This window comes from Streptomyces sp. AK010 (assembly GCF_014207295.1).
In the GTDB taxonomy this organism is placed as follows: domain Bacteria; phylum Actinomycetota; class Actinomycetes; order Streptomycetales; family Streptomycetaceae; genus Streptomyces; species Streptomyces massasporeus.
In genome coordinates this window covers 15,526-35,436 of the sequence record NZ_JACHCX010000019.1, presented here as the reverse complement: position 1 = coordinate 35,436, position 19,911 = coordinate 15,526, and the positions used below count along the sequence as shown (strand labels likewise).

Sequence of the window (19,911 nt, the reverse complement as noted above, 5' to 3'; positions counted from 1 at the left end):
CTCCCCATGACCGTCCAGGAACCCCTGCCGACCGCGGAGCCGCAGACGACCTTGCCCGACCCGGTCCCGCTGACGGGTTGCCCGTACAAGGCCAACCCCTACCCGTTGTACGAGCGGATGCGGGAGGCCGGCCCGGTCCACCGCGTGCTCTTCCCCAGCGGGGTACAGGCGTGGCTCGTCACCGGTTACGAGGCCGCCCACGCCGCCCTCAACGACGATCGTCTGGGCAAGAACCACGACCGCGGCAACGACCGCTGGCGCGCCCGCGCCTCGATCATGCCCGAGCCGCAGCACTCGCAGCTCCAGGTCCACCTCCTCCACCAGGACCCGCCCCAGCACACCCACATGCGGCGCTTCGTCACCGACGCGTTCACCCCGCGCCGCATCGAGCAGCTCCGCCCCCGTTTCCAGGAACTGGCCGACACGCTCGTCGACGCCCTCCCCGAGACCGGCCACGCCGACCTCGTCACCGGCTTCGCCGCCCACTTCCCCTTCCAGGTCCTCGCCGCGGTCATCGGCCTCCCCGCCGAACTGGCGTCCCGTTTCGACCGCGACTGGGGCAAGGTGGTCCAGCCGGTCGGCCCCACCGACCCCGGACGCCCTGCGTACGAGGCCCGGCTGCACGGCCTGCAGAGCTACATCGCCGACATCGTCGCCCACAAGCGCGAGCACGGGGACGACGACCTGCTCAGCCGCCTCGTCGCGGCCCGCGACCACGACGAGCTCTCCCAGGAGGAACTGGACTCGATGATCTTCCAGCTCCTCGTGGCAGGCCAGGAGCCGGTCACCAACCAGATCACCACCGCCCTGATCGCGCTCTTCCGCCACCCCGGCCAACTCGCCCGGCTCCGCGACAATCCGGACCTGCTGCCGCGCGCGGTCGAGGAGTTGCTCCGCTATGACAGCGCCTTCGAGCTGACCACCTGGCGCTTCTTCGACCAGGACAGCGACCTGCACGGCACCGAAGTCCCGTCCGGAGACTCCGTGATCGTCTCCCTGTGCGCGGCCAACCGCGACCCCCGCCGCTTCCCCGACCCCGACACCCTGGACTTCGAGCGATCGCCGAACCCTCACCTGGCCTTCGGCCACGGCATCCACTTCTGCCCCGGCGCCGCCCTCGCCCGCACCGAACTCCAGATCGCCCTCGGCACCCTGCTCACGCGCCTGCCCGGCCTGCACCTGGCGATCAGAGACGAGGACATCCAGTGGATCCCGGCCGTCCTCGGCCGCGGCACCAACCACCTGCCCGTCGGCTACGACCGACGCCGCTGACGCCTGACATCCGGCCGACAGGGCCCGGTCCCACAACCCGCACCGGTCCCGGCCGCCCAGGCTGACCACCCATCTGACCACCGTCGGCGCCCGGCGCCCCGCCACGGCGCCATACGGCCATGCCCGCATGCCCTCACGGAGGACCCACATGCCGCTGACGACCGCGCCGGACCCCCGCTCCACCGGCATCAGCGCCGCGATCCTGCGCCTGCTCCTGCCGTATCACCGCACCACCGACCACGCGCCCGCCACCGCGGAGGCGTTCCGGCACCAGCGGCGCCGTATCGACGGCTTCGTAAACGAACGAGAACCCGTCGTGTTCACCCTGCCCGGCTTCCCCTGCAAGTCCCCGAACCCCGCCAAGGTGCTCGGCCACCTCCCCGACCAGGGTGAGCGACTCTCTCTCACCTTTCTCCAGACCCTGTGCACGGACATCGAACGGATCTACGCACCGGGCGCCCGGGTCGTCATCTGCTCCGACGGCCACGTCTTCGGCGACCTCATAGGTGTCCCGGACGACCGCATAGACGCCTACTCGGACGAACTCCGCGCGGTCATACGGGCGTTGGATCTGCACCACCTGTCCGTCTTCGACCTGCGCGACGTCCTCGGCGACCTCCCCCACGACACAAAACGCGCCCGCGTCCACGACCAGTACGCCCCCACCCTGGAGGCCCTGCGCGCCGAGGTCCGCGCCGACGCCCACACCCTCGCCCTGTACCGGGGCATCACCCGCTTCCTCGTCGACGACACCACCGACTTCACCGGCAGCCGCTCCGCCCTCCAGCGCGAATGCCGTAGACGCGCCTACGGCGTCATCCAGCGCAGCCGCGCCTGGGGCGACCTCATCGCCCAGCACCACCCCCGCGCCGTACGCCTGTCCATCCACCCCCAGCCCGTCGGCGCCGGCAAGTTCGGCATCCGCCTCCTCGACGCGCCCGACGCCTGGACCACCCCCTGGCACTCAGCCGCCCTGCGCGATTCCGACGGCAGGTGGACGCTCATGCCGCGGGCGAGGGCGGAGCGGCTCGGCCGTCTGGTCCACCGGAACGGCAGACCGAGCCACTTCGAGGGGGCTGACACACGCGCCGCCGTCAATTGATGGCCAGAGGGCGGAAACACTGCGATGCGTGAGGCCGGCGTCTCACCGGTGAACGTGTTGGATATCCGGGAGCGAGGCGGCAGAAAATCCCGGATCAACCGACTCCGCCGAACTGTTGACGCGATGCGAATTTCCCGGCGGAGTCGGTCGAACGGACATTACCTGGTCAGGCGGACGGTGCGCCGGTCAGGACTTCCACCTGCCCCGTGTCGAGCGAGTAGTACGCGCTGATCACCGCCAGGTCGCCCTTCTTCACCAGCGGGCCGAGGTCCTTGTTGGTCCGCAGGTCGGCGGAGGTCTGCTTGATGTGGACGCGGGTCATGGCGTCGACCGGATCGGCGTGCTTCTCCTTGGCGATCACGTCGTACGCCGGGCGCAGGGCCTCGGCGATCGACTGGAGGTTGCCGGGCAGCGGCTTGCCGTCCTTCAGCGCCTTGTGCGCCGCCTTGACCGCGCCGCAGCGCTGGTGCCCGAGCACGACGATCAGCGGAGTTCCCGAGGTCATCGGCCCGTACTCGACGGATCCGGTGACCACGTCGCCGACCACCTGGCCGCCGGTGCGCATCACGAACAGGTCGCCGAGTCCGGTGTCGAAGAGCAGCTCCGGCGACACCCGGGAGTCGATGCAGGACAGGACCACACCGAAGGGATCCTGCTCCTCGGCGACGAGATCGCGGCGGCGGGGGTCCCGGTCGGGGTGCTGGAGCTTCCCGTCCCCCCAGCGCTCGTTGCCCTCCATCAGTCGTGAGAACGCCCCCCACGGCGAGGAGGGGCGGTCGCTCGGAGCCGGCGAGGCGCTTGCCGCGCCCCTTGCGTTTGCCGCCTTACCCGTTTCCTTTTCCTCCGTCTTCGAGGAGCAGCCGGAGAGCACGGCAGCGGTGGCCGCCAGTCCCCCGGTGAGAATGGTTCTGCGGAGTGGATGTCCAGCTATAGACATTGGTCGGTCTTTCCTTCGGTTCACGCCGGATTCCCCCCGAGCGCTTCCCAGGCAGGTAGTTATAGCAGGGGGAAGGTAATGCGAGACAAAAGACCGATGGGCGGCTTCACGCTGAATTGATGGAGTGTGGGTGGGAAATGCGCTCGGCGTGTGGGTAGCGTTGTGGGCAGAGTGATGTGCATCACATTGATCCATTGGTTACGTTGAGGTGACTGGTTACGGATCGTGAGTATGGGTGGCACAGGAAGGACTCGCCACACCAAGGAGATGCGTCATGGGGTCCACCCAGACGCTCTTCGCCGAGGACATCGTGTGGCAACAGCCCGGAGGCAACCAGTTCTCCGGCACCCATCGCGGTGCGGCCACCGTCAGGGAAGTGATGGGCAGAGTGTGGCCGTTCTCCGTCGTCCAGGAGGACGAGGACGCCTTCTGGAACGGCAACTGAGCCCGAAGGCTCTGGAATCGGTCTTGTCAGCGGCCACTCTCGGCCGATGTGCCCCTGAACTGTCGCCCGGAATCCGATCCCCCCGAGTGCCCGGGCGACACCGAGGCCCCGGCGGTCTCTGTACCGGCCGCCGGGGCCGCTCCCTGAGTCGCGGCAGTGCCGCCGGTCCAGGGCGGCGCTGCCCGCCGTAGCCGCCGAGTCCTGTGGCAGCCCGGAAGGAGGGATGGGTCGGCGAATCGCCGACCGTGACCAGATCCCTTTGCCCGACCGTATGGAGAGGTGCGACACATGAGGCGCGACACATGACGGAGCAACTGGACTTCAACGTGCTCACGGAGACCTGCCCCTCACGGACGTCCCTGGTCCGCATCGCCAACAAGTGGACCGCGATGGTGGTGATCGCGCTCGGCGCCGGCCGGATGCGCTTTGGCGACCTGCGAGCCACGGTCCAGGGCATCAGCCCCAAGGTCCGCACTGGCACGTTACGGGATCTGGAACGCGACGGCCTCGTCGCGCGGTACGCCTATGCCGAGATGCCGCCCAGGGTCGAGTACGAACTGACCGCGCTGGGACACACCCTGCACACGCCGCTGCACGCACTGGGCTGCTGGGCCGAGGAGAACATTCCCGAGGTACTCGCCGCCCGCGAGACTTACGACACCCTGCGCTGACTTCCTTCCATGGCATCCCGTCTCACGACGCCGCGTCAGGGACCGGATCCGGGATCGACAGCGCCCAGGTGGCCATGGCTTCGAGGACTTCGCGCAGTCCCACGCCGAGTGGGGTGAGGCGGTATTCGACGCGTGGCGGGATCTCTGCGTACGCGGTGCGGGTGACGATGCCGTACTGCTCGAACTGGCGCAGCCGGCTGGTGAGCGTGTGCGGGCTGATGCCGGGCAGGGCGTCGCGCAACTCGGTGAACCGCCTGGGGCCCAGGAGGAGTTCCCGCACGATCAGCGTGGCCCACGGACCGTTGAGCAGGGTGAGGAACCGGGCGACCCCGCACCCGGGCTCGCAGAACTTGTTCATTCTTTGAACGTATCCCATTAGTGCAGTTGATGTAACTGGTGCAGCCTGTGCACTAATGGGCTCATGACGTACGTGATTCATGGCGCCACCGGCGCCCAAGGTGCTCCTGTCGTCCCCGCCCTGGCCGCTGCGGACAAGTCCGTCGTGGCCCTGACCCGCAATGCGGAGGCCACCGTCGCCGGCGCGCGCGTGGTGGCCGCCGACTACTCCTCCGTCGAAGATCTGACCGAGGTCTACCGTGACGCCGAGGGGGTGTTCGTCCACCTGCCCATAGTCTCGGAGGAGGACCGCCGGGCCTTCGCACGCAACGTCGTGGCCGCCGTCCGCGCGGCCCGCCCGGCCCGTGTGGTGTTCTCCACCAGTGGCTTCGTCGTCGATGACCCTGGTAACGGCTATCAGGACGGCACGGCCGAGAGCGCGGTCGCGACGCTGGTCAGTGGGCTGGCGGACAGCGGTGTGTCCTACGCGGTGATCGAGCCCCGGCTGTTCTTCGAGAACCTGCTCATGCCGCACGTGGTCGAAGCGGTCCGCGAGCAGGGCGTACTGCGCTATCCGCTGCCTGCCGGCTTCCGCGTCTCATGGGCCTCGCACCTGGACATCGCCGACGTCGCCGCCGCGCTGTTCGGGCAGCCGGATGTCACCGGTGTCGTCTCCGTCGGGCAGTACCCGGCCATCACCGGACAGGAACTGGCCGAGGCGTTCAGTGCGCGGCTCGGGCGGAACGTGGCCTACGAGGCGATCACCCCCGACGCCTTCCGCACATCCGCCGCGCCCCTGATCGGGGAGGGCCCCGCCGCGGACGTCGCGGACAGCTACCAGGCCATGCAAGCGCTGCCGGACCGCTCGATCGCACCCGAGCGCTCCGCCCAGAAACTGCTGGGCCTCGCTCCACGGACCGCGATCCAGTGGCTGACCGACATCGGTGTGGCCTAGCACGTGCCCACGGCATCGGGGCCTGGCAGGTGCACACAGGACCGCCCGGCCCCGTTGCCGCACCTGACGTCACGCTGAAGCAGGTACTCGCGGAGGGCGACTTGGTGGCCGTACACGCCCACTTCGTGAACGCGCCGGGCGAGCGGGGCCAGGCGATCGTCGACCTCGCCAGGACTGCGGGTCGTCGCCGGCGGCTGCTCTGCCGGTGCGCGATCGCACGGACAGAAAGCGGCCTTTCAGGCGGCCGCCACGCGAACGAGCACGAAGCCCGCGACCGCCAGTACGAAGACCGAGAACGCTCGTCGCAGCGCCTTGGCCGGAAGCCGGCAGCCCACCGGTGCGGCCGCGGCGGCGCCGAGGAGGGCGCACGCCGTGAAACTGCCTGCCAGCAGGGGGTCGAGATCCACGTGGCCGAGCCAGGACACCAGCCCGCTGAACGAGTTCAGCACGATGATCACCAGCGCCGTGCCCGCCGCCGTCGTGATCGGCAGCCCCAGCACCACCGTGAGCGCCGGAACGATGAGGAACCCGCCGCCCACGCCGAACAACCCGGTCAGAAAACCGACCAGCGCGCCGACGGCCACCGCGCGCGGCAGACACCGGCGCAGCTCCGTCCCACCGTCCGGCGCGGCGCAACCGGTACGGCGCACCGGACGGTCGAGGAACATCCGCGCCCCGGTGACGACGAGCAGGATGCCGAATCCGGCGAGCACCAGGCGCGGTTCGAGCCGGCGGTTCACCAGGGCGCCGCCGTACGTCGCTGCCGCACCGGTCACAGCGAAGATGCCCGCGATCCGCCAGTGGACGTGTCCGGCGCGGATCCGGCTCAGGGACGCGACCGCCGCTGAACAGCCCACCACCAGCAGCGACATCGGCACCGCCGACGTCGTCGGCAGCCCCGCCACGAAAACCAGGACCGGCAGAGCCAGGATCGAGCCGCCACCTCCCAGCAGTCCGAGCGCGCCGCCGACGAGCAGCGCGAGCACGAGCGTGGCCGTCAGCGTCATGGCGATGCCTCGACGCCCGCTGATCCGGACTCCAGCCAGGTGCGCAGATTGCCGTCGACGAGGACGACGTCGTAACCGTGTGCTGCGAGCAGGGACGCCGCCACCGTCGCCCGGTAACCCGAGGCGCAGTGCACCCAGATCTGCCGGTCCAGCGGTAGTTCGCCGCGGCGCGCCAGGAGTTCGTGCAGCGGGATGGGGACCGAGCCGTGGACAACCCCGTCGGCGTGTTCCGCGGCCCGCCGTACGTCGAGGACGAGCACGTCGGTCCGCTCTCGGGCCCGCGCCAGTTCCTCGTACGACGCGCGCGGCAGCGACGCCAGTGTCGCTTTCCCGGCGTGTGCCTCGATGGGGCCGCTGGCCGCACCGGCCAGCTCGTCGACACCGATCCGTACCAACTCGCGCTGTGCCTCGGCCACCTGCTCGGGGGTCTCGCCGACGAGCGTGAGCGGCATGCCCTCCGGCAGCAGCCAGCCCAGGTGGGTGAGGAAGCTCGCGGACAGCTCGAAGCTGAAAGAGCCGGGCAGATGCCGGCGTGCGTACGCCACATGGTCCCGCAGGTCGACCACCCACTCTCCGGCATCGATCCGGGCGCGCAAATCCTGCGGCGCGGCCGTTTCGGGCGGGGTCAGGTCCATAGGAGAGGGGCCCGCCCGGTTGACCGGGGCCATGCGGGCGTACCAGGCCGGGACATCGGACAGCCCGGCGAGCAACTGCGAGACGTAGGCATCCTCGTCGAGCAGCAGCGCGGGGTTGCGCTCGCGTTCCCGCCCGATGGTCGAATGCTCGCCGTCGGCCGGGGTGGCCGCGCAGAAGGAGCCGAACCCGTGCGTCGGCAGCACCCGGGTCGTGGCCGCCGCCTCCGTGGCGAGCCGGCGGACCGACGCGTACTGGGACCGGGCGAGCGGCTCGGAGTGCTCCGGCCCCAGCAGGTCGGTGCGCCCGGTCGTGCCGTACAGCATCGAACCGCCGGTGAACACTGCCACCTCGTCGCCGGCGGTGTCGGTCAGCAGGTAGCTCACGTGGTGGTGGGTGTGCCCGGGGGTCGCCACGACCCGCATCCGCATGCTGCCGACGTCGAGCACCTCGCCGTCGGCCACGCCGAGCCGCCCGAAGCTCACCTTCTCGGCCGCCGGCAGGACGTACGTCGCCTCCAGCGACCGCGCGAGCTCCAGCCCCCCGGTCACATAGTCGTTGTGGACATGGGTCTCGAACACATGGCTGAGGCGGACGCCCGACTGGTCCAGCAGCGTCCGTATCCGGTCGGTGTCGCGCTGCGGGTCCACGACCAGCGCCATGTGGCCGTCGTGGGCGAGGTAGCTCCGGTTGCCCAGTCCTGGCGTCTCGATGATCTCGACGGTCAGGGGGCGCACGGCCTCGGGCTGCTCCAGTGGGCCGCCGTCGCGCTGCCACTGCACGATGCCGCCGGTGAGGGTTCGGGCGTCGTACCCTCTGCCGCCGAGCCAGGAGCTGATGCGGTCGGCGCGGCGACCGGACCGGCAGATCACCAGGACCGGGCGGCCGGGGTCGAGTTCACCGAGTCGGTCGGGGACCTCGTCCATGGGGATGTGCCGTGATCCGGGGATGCGTCCGGTGTTCCACTCGTGGGTTTCGCGGATGTCGAGGAGTTGGAGGTCGGTGCGGGCGGTGACCTGGTCCGGGGTCATCGGTCTGCTGCCTTGCGCTCACGGCGGGGCTGCAGCAGCCATCGCGCCTGGGCGTCGATGGCGTATCCGATGAGGCCGATGATGAGGATGAGTGCGGTGATGTCGCTGTAGGCGAGCTGGTCCTTCGCGTTGAGGATCGCGTACCCGAGCCCGGAGGTGACGCCGAGCATCTCGGCGGGCACGAGCACGACCCAGCTGATGCCGATCGCCATCCGGATGCCCGACAGCAGGTAGGGCTGTGCGGAGGGCCACGTCACCGAGCGGACGACCTCCCACCCGGTGGCGCCCAGGCCACGGGCCACGCGCACGTGGTCGGGATCGATCCGCCGTACGCCGTCGGCCGTGCTCATCAGGATCGGCCAGACCGCGGTCGCCGCGACCAGCGCGATCACCGGGCTGTCGCCGACGCCGAAGAGGCTGATCGCCACCGGTGCCCACGACAGTGGCGAGATCATGCGCAGGAACATCAGGACCGGCCGGGTGCCGCGTTCCACGATCCGCCGCGATCCGATCGCGGCGCCGGAGAGGATGCCGGCGACCGCGGCCAGGGCCAGTCCGGCCGTCAGCCGCCACATGCTGCTGGTCGCGTCGTCGAACACGGACCCGTTGTGCAGCAGCGCGACCAGGGCGTCCCAGGTCGGCTCGGGCGCGAAGTCGCGCAGCATGGAGCCGGTTGCGGCGAGCACCTCGGTGACGAACCACCACAGCAGCAGCGCCGCGGCGACTCCGATCACCGGCGCCAGGGTGTCCGCGGCAGTGCCCGCACGGGCAGGGGAACGACGGTCACGGCCGCTGCGCGGGCTCGGGGGCCCGGTACCGGCGCTGACGTCTTGCTCAGTTTCCTCAGTGACGAGCGAGGTCATGGTTCGATCAGCTCCTTGCGGTTACGAACCAGCGGGATACCGGCGGCGCTCAGGGCCCGGGTGACGAAACGGTCGTCGACGAGCTCCCGGTGCGCGGCGGCACCGGTCAGGCCGGACAGGAACGAGGTGTCGCCGTCGACCGTCGTTCTGCCCATCAGCTCCACGAGCGAGGCGGTGTAACTGGCCGCCGGGAAGGCGGAGAAGCCGAGCCGCTGACCCTGCCATGCCGGGTGCCGCAGCACGTCGCGGTACGCGGCGGCGGTGCGGTTGAAGACCTTGTCGATCGCCTTGACCGGCTGCGGGAGGTAGCCGGTCGGCCCCAGCTCTCGCGCGCCGCGTGTGCGGTGCGCGGAGAGCCACTGCTGGGCCCGGGCGACGGAGGCGACCAGCGCGGTCGCGGCCTCGGGGTGCCCGGTGGCGAGGTCCTCGCGGACCGTGACCGCGCAGCAGGCGTGGTCCTTCCACACGTCGCCGAGGAAGCGGAGCACGTGGCCGGCCCCGCTCGCCTCGGCCAGCGCGGAGAACGGGTCGGCGACGACGAAGCCCGAGATCGACCCGGCCCGCAGCGCGGGCACCATGTCGGCCGGCGACATCACCAGCAACTCGACGGTTCCGGCCGCGGCGGACGCCGTGCCGGTGACCGCCTTCAGACCGGCGGCTTCGAGCATCCGCTGGAGCAGGACGTTGTGCACCGACCACCAGAACGGAATCGCCACTTTCGCACCGGCCAGCTGAGCGACGTCGGTGATCCGCGGCGCGACGGTGAGCGCGGATCCGTTGGTGTGCCCCCAGGCGACCACCTTGATCGGCGCCTTCTTCGCGATCCGCAGCTGCAGCGCCATCGGCATCAGCATGTGGACGACATCTACCTGACCGGTCGTCAGCGCCTGGGCCAGGCTGTCCCAGGAACGGAACAGCACGGGGCGATCGGCATCGACGCCGGCGTCGGCCAGCAGGCCGCGCTCGTACGCGACGAGGAGAGCACTGGCGTCGGTGATGGGCAGGTATCCGATGCGCAGCGGCCGGTCCAGGAGGCCGCCGTGGGTCGAGGCGGAGGGGGCGACGGAGCGGACCGCGCCCGTACCGGCCAGTCCGGCCAGCGTGGCCCCGGTCAGCACCCGGCCGCCGAGCCGCAGTGCGCCCCGGCGCGAGTACGGGCGGGAGGACCGTGGGCTCTCAGACATGGTCCGGCTCCTTCGCCGCGGTGTGGTAGGCCGCCTGGATCTCTGCGCGCAGCTCCGCCCGGCGGGCGGAGCTGCCCGGCGGGCCGTCCTGCGACTCGGGCTGGTTGATCCAGCGGTCCGCGATACGGCCGTCGGCGCCCAGCAGCACGATCTCGTCGGCGAGCACGAGCGCCTCGTCGATGTCGTGGGTGACCATGACCGTGGTCCAGCCCCGCTCCGTCACCTGCCGGCGCAGCCAGCTCTGCAACTCGGCGCGGGTGAGCGGATCGAGCGCGGAGAACGGCTCGTCGAGCAACAGCACGTCCGGTGCGATCGCCAACGCCCTGGCGAGCGCGACCCGTTGGGCCTGGCCACCGGAGATCTCCTCGGCGTAGCTGTCCGCCACGGCGGTCAGCCCCAGGAGCTCCAGCAACTCGTCGACGAGTTCCGGGGGGACGTCCTTGTTGGCGGCGTACGTCTGGCCGAGTCCGGCGCTCTCACGCACCGTCAGCCAGGGGAACAGCAGCGGCGCCTGGTGGGCGGTGCCCTTCTTGAGGTCGTGCCCGCCGGAGTCGATCTCGCCTTCGCTCGGCGCCAGGTCGCCCGTGAGGACGTGCAGCAGCGTGGACTTGCCGGCACCCGACTGGCCGAGCAGCGCCAGCACCCGGCCGCAGTTGATGGACAGGGAGATGCCGTCGAGCACCCGCTTGTCGCCGCGGCGCACGGACACATCGATCAGTTGCGCCACCAGCTGGCCGGTGCGGAGTCTCGGCGTCATGGCGTGCCGTCCTTCCGGCCCGCCCGCCGGTCACCGGTCGACGGCGGTACCACGGTCGGCGTCCAGTCGTGCAGGGCGCCCGCCTGGTAGAGCAGCGGGGTGCGGGCCGACCGGTGCAGGGCGTGCACTCGGGCGAGGAGGATGACGTGGTCACCGCCGTCGTAGATCCGCACGATGTGGGTGGACAGCCAGGCGGCGGTCTCCTCGATGAGGGGGACTCCGTGGGGCCCGGTCCGGTGCTCCACGACGGCGAAGCGGTCCTCCACCGGGGAGGCGAACGTCTTGGCCACGTGCGCCTGGCCGCGGGACAGCACGTTCACGCCCATCGGGGAACCGACGCGGAACGCCGGCAGACAGCTCGCCGTCCGCGCGACGCACACCAGGATCAGCGGCGGGTCGAGGGAGACGCTGGTGAACGAGCTCACCGTCATCCCGACCGGCTTACCGGCCGGAGCCGTGGTGATCACGGTGACTCCGCTGGGGAAGGCGCCGGCCACGGCCTTGAGCGCCTGCGGCTCGATGACTTCCTCGGGCTGCCAGTGCCCCACCGCGTCCTCGTCGACGAGTGTGAAGCGCGGCCGGGAGTCGATTTTGTCGAGCAGTTCCCTGACCCGCGGGTCATCGTTCGGCAGCGTCTCGGTGTCCATGCCGCGCAGGAGGCGGCGTACGTCCTGGAGTTGTTCCAGGTAGACCTCGCAGGGCGGGCAGTCCTTCAGGTGCTGCACCACCTCGGCCTGCCAGGTCTCCTCGTCGGCGTCGAGCAGGTCGTCGACCATGCCGACGAACTCGCGGCAGTCGAGTACGGTCGTCACGGCCGGATTCCCTTCTTGTCCTGGTAGCCCTCCAGCGCGCCGCGGAGCTTCACGCGGCCGCGGTGGAGGAGCGCACGCTGGTTGGTGTCGTCGAGGTCGAGCAGTTCGCGGGTCTCGGCCGCCGACAGCCCCTCGACGTCGCGCAGCAGCACGACCAGGCGCTGGTTGCGCGGCAGCCCGGCCAGTGCGTCGGAGACCACGCCCATCAGCTCGGTGAACATCGCCGACTCCTCGGGCAGGAAGCGGCTGGTCGGCGGTACGGACCAGTGGTGGGCCTTCGGATGGCCCTCAGGGTGCATGCGCTCCACGAACAGGTCCGTCTCCTCGAATCCGGAGCTCTCCCGCTGGGCACGGCGCAGTTCGCGTTCGGCGAGCTTGAGCGCCTTGTTGCGCAGCACTCCGAACAGCCAGGTGCGAAACCGTGACCGCCCCTCGAAGGTGTCGACCCGGTTGAGAACGGCGATCCAGGTTTCCTGGACGACGTCCTCGGCCAGGGTCCGGTCGACGGGGATCAGCGAGTCGGCGAAGCGCAGCATCGCCGGGTAGTGCGCGGAGATGAGTGCCGCGACTGCGTCGCGGTCCCCGCCCTTGAGCACCGCCGCCTCCGGACAGTACGACCGTGCGTCCTCCTGGGGCACTTGGCCCCGTTCCGCCTCGGTGCTCATGGCCGGCACTGGGCGAGCTCCCACTTCAGCTGGGCCTCGGAGGGGGACTGCACCGGGATGAAGAACGACTCCCGGAAGCGCCGCGAGGCGCCGGAGGTGCGGGCATAGCCGCGCCCGCCGGCGGTCTTCGCCTCCAGGGTCGCCGCCTCCGTGGCGACCTCGGCCGCCGCGAGCCGCATGGACAGCATCTCCATGCGGGTGGCGGGGTTGCCGGATCCGACGCGACGCGCGACGTCACGCATCGCGGTACGCGCGACGGACAGGCGCCCGGTGGCCCGGTCGACATCCCCGGCGAACACCGTGTTCACCCCGGTCAGGCTGGCCCTGGCGTTGTCGAGGCAGGTGCCCGCCAGGCCGACGCACAGTGCGGTCTGCAGGGTGAGGAAGGTGCCCCGCACAGCGGTGAGGAAGCCTTCGAAGTCCCGTGTCAGCACCTGCTCGTGCGGCACCTTTACGTCCTTCAGGTTGAGGTAGGACGACGCGGTGCTGCCCAGGGCGAGCAGCGGGAACGGACGGCCGACGCTGATGCCCTCGCTGTCGAGCGGTAGGGCGACGACGATCCGGTCGCCGGCGTCGGTGCGGGCCGCGGAGACCAGCACCGCGTCGTCGTACAGGTTGGACGCCCAGCGGATCGGCCCCGACAGCTCGTAGCCGTCCTCGGTGGCGGTCGCTGTGATCTCCAGCGATCCGCAGCCCGCCAGCTCCCGGAAGGCCGAAGCCATCCCGGTCACGCCGGGCACGGTGCCGGCGCGGAGCCGTTCTGCTTGGGCGAGGGCGTACGGCGTACCGGACATGAGCAGGTACTCCAGGCACATCCGGTGCGCCCACGTCGTGAACGCGGAGCTCACGCAGCGGGCGGCCAGTGCGCTGATCACCTCGGCCATGCCCGGGAGCCCGCCGCTGGCGTTGCCGGGAGCACCCAGGTCCGTGGCACCGGTCTTGGCCAGCCAGGTCAGCACCTGCCGGGCCTGGCCGGCCTCGTCGGCGTCCAGCCGGTCGGCTCCCTCACGGACGCGGGCCAGGAGGGCCTCGAAGGCCACTTGGTCGAGGTCGGCGACGCTGCCGACGGGGGATGCGTGCACGGTGGTCATCTGTCCTCCAGATGGTCGGGGGAGCGGTCCGGTACGCCGGCTCTGCCTCGGCGCTACCAGCGGTAGTCGAGGAACTTGCCGTCGAACGTCACCACCACCCGGTCGCCGTCGGGGTGGGCGCGACGCCGGATGTCGACCTTGAAGTTGATCGCCGACATGATTCCGTCGCCGAACTCCTCGTGGATGAGCTCCTTCAGGGCCGGGCCGTAGACCGACAGGGCCTCGAAGAAGCGGTAGACCGTCGGGTCCTTCATCAGCTCCGGGTCGATGCCGCGCGCGGGCTGGAGTTGCAGCGACTCGACGACGTCGTCCCCGAGCCCGAGCAGAGCGGCGACGGCCGCCGCGTCCTCGGCGGTCATGGGGTGCTGGCCCAGCAGCGCCGCCGTCGCCCACACGACGGGCTTGTCGATCTTGGCGGCGATCGCCGACCAGGTCAGGCCCCGGCGGATCCGGGCGGCGGCCACCAGGGCCGCGGCCTCGGACTTGGGCAGGATCGGAGTGTTCATGGCGGGCCTCAGCCGATGGTCAGGGTCGAGGAGATCTCGACGTTGTTCGCGAACGTGTTGACCACCGGCGACCACGTCATCGCGCTGTCCTTGATCTCGCCGAGGACCTCGTCGTCGGCGTCGCCGGCCAGCGTGACGGAGCAGCGCACGGCGGTGAAGCCCAGGACCTTGCCCTCCGGGGTGTCGCCGACGCCCCAGACAGCGGAGATGTCGATGTCGCCCTCCATGGCGATCTCGATCTTGCTCAGGGTGACGCCGCGCTGGGTAGCGTTGGCGAGCAGGCCGACGGAGATGCAGGAGCCGAGGGCCGCGAGCGCCATCTCCGAGGGGTTGGGCGCGGCGTCGTCACCGAGCAGGTGGCAGGGCTCCGAGACCAGCACCGGCTCCAGGGTGCGGATCTGGGTGAGGTTGCGGAAGCCGCCCTCACAGGTGGTCACGGCCTTGAGCGTCTTCCGGCCGGTGCTCGGATCCGCCTTGGCGCTGCTGGCGAGTGCTTCCAGGCCGTCGGCGTCGATGCTCTCAAGGACACTGGTCGGCACGGTCTGAGTCATGGCTTCGGATCCCTCTCTTCGCGTTCCGCCACCTGCCGGCGGCTGCCGGCAGCGGCTTTCACGAGGTGAGTTCCGGTGGAGGCGCCAACCGTGACACCCGGCGGCCGGAAAACGCCGTCCGAGAGGGGGTATTTACATCCCGCTAACAGCAGGGCCGTGAACGCCGGGGCCGCGTAACCCCCGGGCAACACCGAGGCGATGTGTGACCTGCGTCACGCCAGTCCATTGGTTACGTTGAAGTGCCTGGTTACCGACGGTGAGTATGGCGGTGCAGCAGGACGAACTCACCGAAGGAGAGGGGCCGGCCATGGGGTCCATTCGCGGTCCACTTCTTGGCCAAGCGGGACGGCGTAGTGATGGGAATGAACGGCGTCGACCTGCTGCGGATCGAGGGCGAGCGCATCGCGGAGGTGTGGCTCTTCTCGGCCGGCCAGCAGGGCGAGGACGAGTTCTGGGGCAATGCCTGAGAGCGGGTCTGCCGAAACCTGGCCGGGCGTCATCGATCCATCCCGAGTCGCGTATGTCGCGCCTCGCATCCAACCTGTAACAGCAAGTCGTACTGCCTCTATGTCAGGGGCATAAGGAGTGTTGTCATGACCAGCAAGAACGTCGACATCGCGAGTGAGTACTTCCAGGCCGTGCGGACGGGTGACTTTCCCAAGGTGGGCGAGCTTCTGGACGAGGGGATCGTCTGGCACCAGCCGGGCGCCAACCGGTTCTCCGGTGAGCACAAGGGGCGCGACGCCGTCTTCGCGATGCTCGGCGGGATGATGGAGGCAAGCCAGGGCTCCTTCGCCATCGACACGGTCCACGCCCTGATGGGCAACGGCGACATGGTGGCCGCCTCCATCCACTTCGCCGGGCGGCGCGAGGACGCCTCCATGAGCATGGACGGCGTGGATGTCCTGCGCCTCAAGGACGGCAAGATCGTCGAGATGTGGCTGTTCTCCGGCGACCAGGCGGCCGAGGACGCCTTCTGGGGACAGTAGGCCGCCCGCATCCTTCCCAGACGGAAGCCGTCCGGCACCTGCGGTACCGTGCCGGACGGCTTGTTGCGTGGGTTACCAGGCGACCGACGGCAGGATCCCTCGACTCCGGGCGCGAGTTCAGGGCGCCGCCCGCACCGTCGGGTCCACCTTCACGACGTTCTGCTCGCCGGTGAGCGCGGCGGACATCCAGTGCCGAGGCGAGGTCCTCCTGACGCCGAATGCTCACCTCTGGTGACCGGTCACGGACACTGGCGGGCGTCGTAGCTCTCGCGGGCCGCGAGTACTTCGGAGATGTGCTCCTCGGCCCAACTGCCCAATGCATGAATCGGGGCGTGCAGGGTGCGACCCAGTGCGGTCAACTCGTATTCGACCCTGGGCGGTACCTCGGCGTACACGTGCCGGGTGACGATTCCGTCCCGTTCCAGGTCTCGGAGGGTCTCGGTGAGGACCTTGGAGCTGATGCCGTCGACGGTGGCGCGCAGGTCGCGGAAGCGCATGCGGTCGGCACTGAGGGCGATGACCACCATGGCCGTCCACTTAGGGGTCCTTTCACTATGCCCGTCCGGGTCGCGCGGTCTGGCACCGCACCTCGCCGCGTTGCCGAAAAGCCCTAGTAGCTCCGCTACGAGGGCTTCCCGGCGCCTTGCGACGCACGGCACCAGACCACGCGCCCTGATCGGACGCTCATAGTGAAAGGACCCCTTATTGGCGACGCGAGCGAGTGAGGTGCGGGACGGGCAGGTCGCCGTCATGACGTCGAAGGCCGGAAGCTCTGGCATGCGTGACATCCCCTCATTGGTTACGTGAAGGCGACTGTTTACCGGTGGCTGGTTACCGATGGTGAGTGTAGGGCCCCAGGAGGCAGTACTCGACTGAGCTCGGCTGAGGAGAACCGATCGCGGAGCCCACCACCACGCTCGCCGTCGCCAACCGCTACGTCGACGCGGTGTCCGCCAACGACTTCGCCGCGGTCGCCGGCATGTTCGCCGACGACATCGCCGGCGTGACGTGGCAGATCAGCTGGCGTCTCCACGCCGATGAGGCGCATGTAGGCGCGGTTTACGAGGGTGTGGCCGTTCCAGGATCGTCCGCAATGCCGTCGCGGGCACGACGCAGGCAAACCCTCCACAACAGCGCCGGGAACTACCGGTGGGGCCGAGCCGACCAGTCAGCAGAGAGTTCTCACTGGGAGGTAATCCATGGAACGCCGTACTTTCCTGCAGGCGTCCGCGTTGTCGACCGGGCTGGTGGCGACGGGTGCGCCCCTCGCCTCGGCGGCGTCGCCGTTGCGTGTCCAGATTCTGCTCTACGAGGGTGTGGAGGAACTGGATTCCATCGCGCCTTACGACGTGCTGTCCATCGCCGCCACCATGGGCGGCGCCATCCGGACGACACTTGTGTCGACCGACAAGCCGACCATGGTCACCGCGTCGAGGGGTCTGCGGATCGAGGTACCGCGCGGCTGGTCACCGCAGGACGCCGATGTGCTGATCGTGCCTGGCGGCATGCGGCACGACCAGCCAGGATCGGGCATGCACCGGCTGCTCGCGGACAAGGCGTTCATCCGGCGCCTCGCCGACGTCGAAGCGATCATGGTCGGGGTCTGCACGGGCGTGATGGCCTTGTCGGCGGCCGGATTCACGCGCGGCAGGCCGGCCACCACCCACTCGGACAGCAAGGCCGCACTCGCCGCACAGGGCGCGAAGGTGGTCAACGCGCGCGTGGTCGATGACGGCGACCTCGTCACGTGCGGTGGCATCACCTCCGGCCTGGACGGCGCGGTCTGGCTGGTCGAGCGGTTCCTCGGCGCGAAGTTCGCCAACCAGGTCGAGACCGTATTGGAGTACGAGCGCCGCGGCACGGTCTGGCGCAACTCGTAGCGCAGCTTGAAGGGTTGATCACTCCCGGCGACGCTGGACCCAGTCGGCGAACCGGCGGTGCGCGGTCGGAGGGCTGACCCCGAACGAAGTGGGCAGTGCCGAAGAGGCGCACCCCGGTTTGCAGCAAGAGGGCAGGTCAGGACGGGATGATCTGCCATTGCTGCCGTGTCTGTGACGCGTACGGCTGCTGCTCGATGTTGGCTCCGTCAGAGGTGCTGCCCTCGTCGACGCCGAGGGAGAGCCCGCTGTAGCGGTTGATGAGGAAGTAGTTTCCGTCACCGGTGGGCGTGACGGCCCAGTGCTGCTGGGGGGCGCCGGCGTCTGACCAGATGCCGACGTTGCCGCCGTCCGCGCGAGAGAGACCCGCGACCTGCAGGAGCTTGCCGCTGCCCACACCCTTGATCTTGTAGTAGCCGTCGCCGGTGCTGGTGAAGGTCCACTTCTGGTTCGCCCGGTTGAGCCACGGCCACTGCAGGACGTTGGTGCCGTTGGCGGTGCGCGCGCCCTCCACGTCGGCGACCTTGCCGCTGTGTCGGGCGACCAGCCGGTAGACGGTGCCGTCGCCGGGCAGCGTGCTGGACACCAGCGCAGGCTTGGCCGTCCGGCCGCCGATCCTGACGCCGCCGATGTTGGCGTAGCCGCCGGTGGCCGCGTTGACCTGGATCCGTACGAAGCCCACGTTCCGGGCGGGCCACTCGACCAGCTTGGTCTTGTGGTTGCCGGCCCAGGTGCCGGTGGCGACCTGGGCGAAGGTGACCCCGTCGGTGCTGGTGGAGATGGTGTAGGAGGTGATGTCGCCGTCGGTGGAGTTGGTGCGGTTCCACTGCTTGGGCAGGTACTCCAGGGTGGAGACGTTGCTCCACACACCGCCCAGGTCGATGGTGATGGACTGCGGCAGCGACAGGCTCCATGTCGACCAGCAGGTCTCGTAACGGACGTCGCTGAGTCCGTCGATGGCGTGGAGCGGTCCCTCGCCGGTGTGGAAGGCGGTCGCATACGCGTTGACCGGTGTGAGGGGGTGCTCGGCGCGCAGCAGCTGGGTGGGCAGCGGCGGCCTGGAGGTGTCGGGGCTCCATGCCGCGCCGACCTCGGCGAGCCGGTTGACGATGTTGGTGTCCAGCAGGCCGTCGCGGTTGGGCGGGCAGTTGAGTATGAAGGAGGTGTACTTGGGTTCCAGGTCGGTGAGGTGGGAGAGGATCGCCGACTTGCTCATGAGGCTTTCGGTCGGGGTGGAGGGGTGCCAGAACCATCCGTTGCTGATGGTCTGTCCCTGCATTCCGGCGTAGGTGTTGCCAGCCGGCGCCGTGATGCCCAGCGGCTCCTCGAAGAAGATCGCGTCGCTGAGGAAGGGCTCGGTCAGTCCGCCGATGTCGATCATGACGCAGTCCGGCTGCAGTTGCTTCACCAGCGAACGGATCCTCTGGTAGGAGACGGCCTGCTGGCCCATCTGCCATGCGTAACCATCGGTCATGAACATGTCGATGGTGCCGTAGTTGGTGAGCAACTCGGTGATCTGACCGAGGATGAAGGTCATGTCGCCGGGCTGGATGGCATCGGTGATTTCGAGCCCGGTCACTTTGTGCTGGCTCTCCCATGCCTCGACACCGAAGGTGCGGTCCCAGATCGAGTAGTAGAACCCGACCTTCAGCCCCTTCGCCCGGAAGGCGTCGCAGTACGCCCGCACCACGTCCTGCTTGTAGGAGCTGTTCGCGACATTCTGGGTGCCATACGCGCTCGGCCACAGGGCGAAGCCGTCATGGTGCTTGGTGGTCAGGATGCCGTAACTCATCTTCGCGGCAACCGCCGCGTCGGCCCACTGCGCGCAGTTGACGCTCGGGGGAGCGAAAAGGGTGGGGCTCTGGTTGGGTTCGGCCCACTCCTGGTTCGTGAACGTGCCCAGGCTGAAGTGGTTGAACATGCCGAACCGCATGTCGACCATCTTGCTCAGGTTGGTCTGTGTGTCTGCGGCGGCCGCCTGCGACAGAAGGCCGGAGAAGCCGGGGACGATCGGCAGGGCGGTCGCGGCGGTTGCCGCACCCGCGGCGCCGAGAAACGTACGGCGATTCATTCTTGATGAGGACATGGCCCACTCCTGAGGATCGATGGCATTGATCGCGATTGACGACGTGCCAGGTGGCAGTCGACGTCGGCCTGGGTGCCGGGGCACGCACGGATTGTCAAAGTGGCTGTGAAACGGTGCTCCGCTGGCACCTGCCGGCTGGGC

21 protein-coding genes are annotated in these 19,911 nt (G+C 69.5%); 7 read left to right on the top strand and 14 right to left on the bottom strand.

Annotated elements, in window-relative coordinates; all coding sequences use genetic code 11:
• Positions 1 to 6: 6 nt before the first annotated feature.
• Complete coding sequence (locus HDC93_RS29725; RefSeq protein WP_185013931.1) at positions 7 to 1,272, top strand: cytochrome P450; 1,266 nt, start codon at positions 7 to 9, stop codon at positions 1,270 to 1,272.
• Between the two features lie 148 nt (positions 1,273 to 1,420).
• Entirely contained in the window at positions 1,421 to 2,374 is a 954-nt protein-coding gene (locus HDC93_RS29720; RefSeq protein ID WP_185013930.1) for an L-tyrosine/L-tryptophan isonitrile synthase family protein, read from the top strand.
• A 166-nt stretch (positions 2,375 to 2,540) separates the two neighbouring features.
• Here HDC93_RS29720 and HDC93_RS29715 read toward each other — a convergent pair whose 3' ends face one another.
• A complete protein-coding gene (locus HDC93_RS29715) occupies positions 2,541 to 3,113 on the bottom strand; it encodes a carbonic anhydrase (RefSeq protein WP_260419834.1) in 573 nt (190 codons plus the stop codon).
• 472 nt (positions 3,114 to 3,585) lie between these two features.
• On the opposite strand from HDC93_RS29715, the gene HDC93_RS29710 reads away from it, so the two are divergent.
• Complete coding sequence (locus tag HDC93_RS29710; protein ID WP_185013928.1) at positions 3,586 to 3,756, top strand: hypothetical protein; 171 nt, start codon at positions 3,586 to 3,588, stop codon at positions 3,754 to 3,756.
• 302 nt (positions 3,757 to 4,058) lie between these two features.
• Positions 4,059 to 4,427, top strand: a complete 369-nt coding sequence (locus HDC93_RS29705) for a helix-turn-helix domain-containing protein (protein ID WP_185013927.1) — start codon at positions 4,059 to 4,061, stop codon at positions 4,425 to 4,427.
• 22 nt (positions 4,428 to 4,449) lie between these two features.
• On the opposite strand, the gene HDC93_RS29700 is transcribed toward HDC93_RS29705, so the two are convergent.
• Positions 4,450 to 4,785, bottom strand: a complete 336-nt coding sequence (locus HDC93_RS29700) for a helix-turn-helix domain-containing protein (RefSeq protein ID WP_185013926.1) — start codon at positions 4,783 to 4,785, stop codon at positions 4,450 to 4,452.
• Between the two features lie 63 nt (positions 4,786 to 4,848).
• Here HDC93_RS29700 and HDC93_RS29695 point away from each other — a divergent pair, with 63 nt between their 5' ends.
• Complete coding sequence (locus HDC93_RS29695; protein WP_185013925.1) at positions 4,849 to 5,718, top strand: NmrA family NAD(P)-binding protein; 870 nt, start codon at positions 4,849 to 4,851, stop codon at positions 5,716 to 5,718.
• 236 nt (positions 5,719 to 5,954) lie between these two features.
• On the opposite strand, the gene HDC93_RS29690 is transcribed toward HDC93_RS29695, so the two are convergent.
• The 10 genes from HDC93_RS29690 to HDC93_RS29645 all read right to left on the bottom strand — a co-directional run bounded on the left by HDC93_RS29690 (position 5,955) and on the right by HDC93_RS29645 (position 14,818).
• Positions 5,955 to 6,725, bottom strand: a complete 771-nt coding sequence (locus HDC93_RS29690) for a sulfite exporter TauE/SafE family protein (RefSeq protein ID WP_221517318.1) — start codon at positions 6,723 to 6,725, stop codon at positions 5,955 to 5,957.
• Entirely contained in the window at positions 6,722 to 8,389 is a 1,668-nt protein-coding gene (locus HDC93_RS29685) for a rhodanese-like domain-containing protein (protein WP_185013924.1), read from the bottom strand. Before HDC93_RS29685 ends, HDC93_RS29690 begins: the two co-directional genes overlap by 4 nt.
• Positions 8,386 to 9,123 carry an ABC transporter permease gene (locus HDC93_RS29680; RefSeq protein ID WP_221517317.1) on the bottom strand — a complete coding sequence of 246 codons (738 nt, stop codon included), beginning with the start codon at positions 9,121 to 9,123 and terminating at the stop codon, positions 8,386 to 8,388. Before HDC93_RS29680 ends, HDC93_RS29685 begins: the two co-directional genes overlap by 4 nt.
• Positions 9,124 to 9,248: 125 nt before the next feature.
• Positions 9,249 to 10,436, bottom strand: a complete 1,188-nt coding sequence (locus HDC93_RS29675; protein WP_185013922.1) for an ABC transporter substrate-binding protein — start codon at positions 10,434 to 10,436, stop codon at positions 9,249 to 9,251.
• Positions 10,429 to 11,193, bottom strand: coding sequence for an ABC transporter ATP-binding protein (locus HDC93_RS29670; protein ID WP_185013921.1), 765 nt, complete (start codon positions 11,191 to 11,193; stop codon positions 10,429 to 10,431). The genes HDC93_RS29675 and HDC93_RS29670 overlap by 8 nt, the downstream gene beginning before the upstream one ends.
• Entirely contained in the window at positions 11,190 to 12,005 is an 816-nt protein-coding gene (locus tag HDC93_RS29665; protein ID WP_185013920.1) for a flavin reductase, read from the bottom strand. Before HDC93_RS29665 ends, HDC93_RS29670 begins: the two co-directional genes overlap by 4 nt.
• Positions 12,002 to 12,670 (bottom strand): RNA polymerase sigma factor, encoded by a 669-nt coding sequence (locus HDC93_RS29660; RefSeq protein ID WP_185013919.1) that lies wholly within the window; start codon positions 12,668 to 12,670, stop codon positions 12,002 to 12,004. The genes HDC93_RS29665 and HDC93_RS29660 overlap by 4 nt, the downstream gene beginning before the upstream one ends.
• Positions 12,667 to 13,761 carry an acyl-CoA dehydrogenase family protein gene (locus tag HDC93_RS29655; protein WP_221517316.1) on the bottom strand — a complete coding sequence of 365 codons (1,095 nt, stop codon included), beginning with the start codon at positions 13,759 to 13,761 and terminating at the stop codon, positions 12,667 to 12,669. Before HDC93_RS29655 ends, HDC93_RS29660 begins: the two co-directional genes overlap by 4 nt.
• A gap of 53 nt (positions 13,762 to 13,814) precedes the next feature.
• A complete protein-coding gene (gene cynS, locus HDC93_RS29650) occupies positions 13,815 to 14,267 on the bottom strand; it encodes a cyanase (protein WP_185013918.1) in 453 nt (150 codons plus the stop codon).
• A gap of 8 nt (positions 14,268 to 14,275) precedes the next feature.
• Positions 14,276 to 14,818: an OsmC family protein gene (locus HDC93_RS29645; protein WP_185013917.1), complete on the bottom strand. Its 543-nt coding sequence runs from the start codon at positions 14,816 to 14,818 to the stop codon at positions 14,276 to 14,278.
• A gap of 593 nt (positions 14,819 to 15,411) precedes the next feature.
• On the opposite strand from HDC93_RS29645, the gene HDC93_RS29640 reads away from it, so the two are divergent.
• Complete coding sequence (locus tag HDC93_RS29640) at positions 15,412 to 15,807, top strand: nuclear transport factor 2 family protein (RefSeq protein ID WP_185013916.1); 396 nt, start codon at positions 15,412 to 15,414, stop codon at positions 15,805 to 15,807.
• Between the two features lie 239 nt (positions 15,808 to 16,046).
• Here the strand turns inward: HDC93_RS29640 and HDC93_RS29635 are convergent, their stop codons facing one another.
• A complete protein-coding gene (locus HDC93_RS29635) occupies positions 16,047 to 16,334 on the bottom strand; it encodes a helix-turn-helix domain-containing protein (protein ID WP_185013915.1) in 288 nt (95 codons plus the stop codon).
• A 672-nt stretch (positions 16,335 to 17,006) separates the two neighbouring features.
• Between HDC93_RS29635 and HDC93_RS29630 the strand changes: the two genes are divergently transcribed.
• Positions 17,007 to 17,687: a DJ-1/PfpI family protein gene (locus HDC93_RS29630; protein WP_185013914.1), complete on the top strand. Its 681-nt coding sequence runs from the start codon at positions 17,007 to 17,009 to the stop codon at positions 17,685 to 17,687.
• Positions 17,688 to 17,823: 136 nt separating this feature from the next.
• Here HDC93_RS29630 and HDC93_RS29625 read toward each other — a convergent pair whose 3' ends face one another.
• A complete protein-coding gene (locus tag HDC93_RS29625) occupies positions 17,824 to 19,770 on the bottom strand; it encodes an RICIN domain-containing protein (RefSeq protein ID WP_185013913.1) in 1,947 nt (648 codons plus the stop codon).
• Positions 19,771 to 19,911 lie beyond the last annotated feature (141 nt).